The following is a 1,263-nucleotide window of genomic DNA, read 5'->3' as shown; positions in this document are numbered from 1 at the left end:
AAACAGAATCGTAACATAGAGATGTGAGGAGGAATGTATGGGGGCTCTTTACATTGCTTTCAGTTCTCATCGATTCAGGAATGGAGATCAGGTCAGCAGGAATCATCAACGACCAATAAGAGAGAATCTCTCCTGGTCCAGAAGATGGAATCGAGCTGGCCATGCTTAAATTTAATAAACGACAGTTGAGGGCGCTTTCTATTACACTAATATTCTGGGTTCTAATGAACTGGATTCTTTGGTTAATTACAGGAAATGGACCAAGTATAGGTGATTGGGTATTTCTAGTCTTTTCTGAAACGATGCTTTATATAGGAGGCCGCTCTCAATAAAGAGAACCTGCTCACAGTAAACTATGGAGGAAGGACATGAAAAAGTATCAGCATAGAATTGCTTTTATTCTTATGGGACTATGCCTCCTGTCGCGTCCGCTAGTGATCATAATATGTTATCTCATACGAATAGATCTATCCGGTTCTGAGGGGGCAATGCTCATTTCAGAATATGCTGCAAGCATTCGCTTTTTCTGCCTTCTGGCGATTCTCTATTTGATTTTTGCTCATCCCTTGGAAGACTTATGGGAGGAAGATGAAGGGGATGCCCAGGAAGACTAGTCGGCGTATTGCAATTTGAATCAGTCAGGTTTGATGAATCAGCATCAGCTCCTGTGTCCCGTAAGATGGGGATCAGGGGCTGATGTTTCCTTTTGCCCGGCAGACGCTTGCTCTAAGCACTCAATTTGACATCTGCCCGAAGCATTCTATTTGGCATCTGTATTGATGTAGTTGCTCCGGTACTTGGAGTAGACGATCTTCTGGGCGGAGTAGAGACCGTAGTAACTGGAGGCGGCATAGGAAATGGCGATGGCCAGGACATAGTAGGGCAGGCCGCGGATTCCGAAGAGCTCAATGCAGAGGATGATTGAGGTGATGGGAGAGTTGGTGACCCCGCAGAAGAGGGCTCCGACTGCAACGGAAGAGCACAGGGCGGGAGAAAAGCCGACCAGACTGCCGAAAGCGTAACCCAGGGCAGATCCGATGAAGAGGGTGGGGACGATCTCTCCGCCCTTGTAGCCCGCGGCCAGGGAGAGGGCGGTGAAGAGGATCTTGAGGAGAAAGCTGTACCAGAGAAGGTCCGGCGCGTTTCCCGCGGCGGCGGCGGCAATGCTGTCAATACCAAGGCTATTATAGGTGGGCTTGCCGACCAGGAGGGTTAAAAGCAGGAGAATTGCACCAAGAAGGACGGCGCGAAGATAGCGGTTGG

At 49.0% G+C, this 1,263-nt stretch carries 2 protein-coding genes; one reads left to right on the top strand and one right to left on the bottom strand.

Annotation, left to right across the window (positions count from 1 at the left end):
• Positions 1-368 precede the first annotated feature (368 nt).
• Positions 369-614, top strand: coding sequence for a hypothetical protein (locus ACO5R6_RS07660; protein WP_485626581.1), 246 nt, complete (start codon positions 369-371; stop codon positions 612-614).
• Positions 615-760: 146 nt separating this feature from the next.
• Here ACO5R6_RS07660 and ACO5R6_RS07655 read toward each other — a convergent pair.
• On the bottom strand, positions 761-1,263 hold a 503-nt coding region (locus ACO5R6_RS07655; protein ID WP_485626580.1), incomplete at its 5' end, for a chloride channel protein.

Source organism: Shuttleworthella sp., from assembly GCF_057251025.1.
The sequence above is the reverse complement of the archived record's forward strand: the minus strand, read 5'-3'. Positions and strand labels throughout refer to the sequence as shown.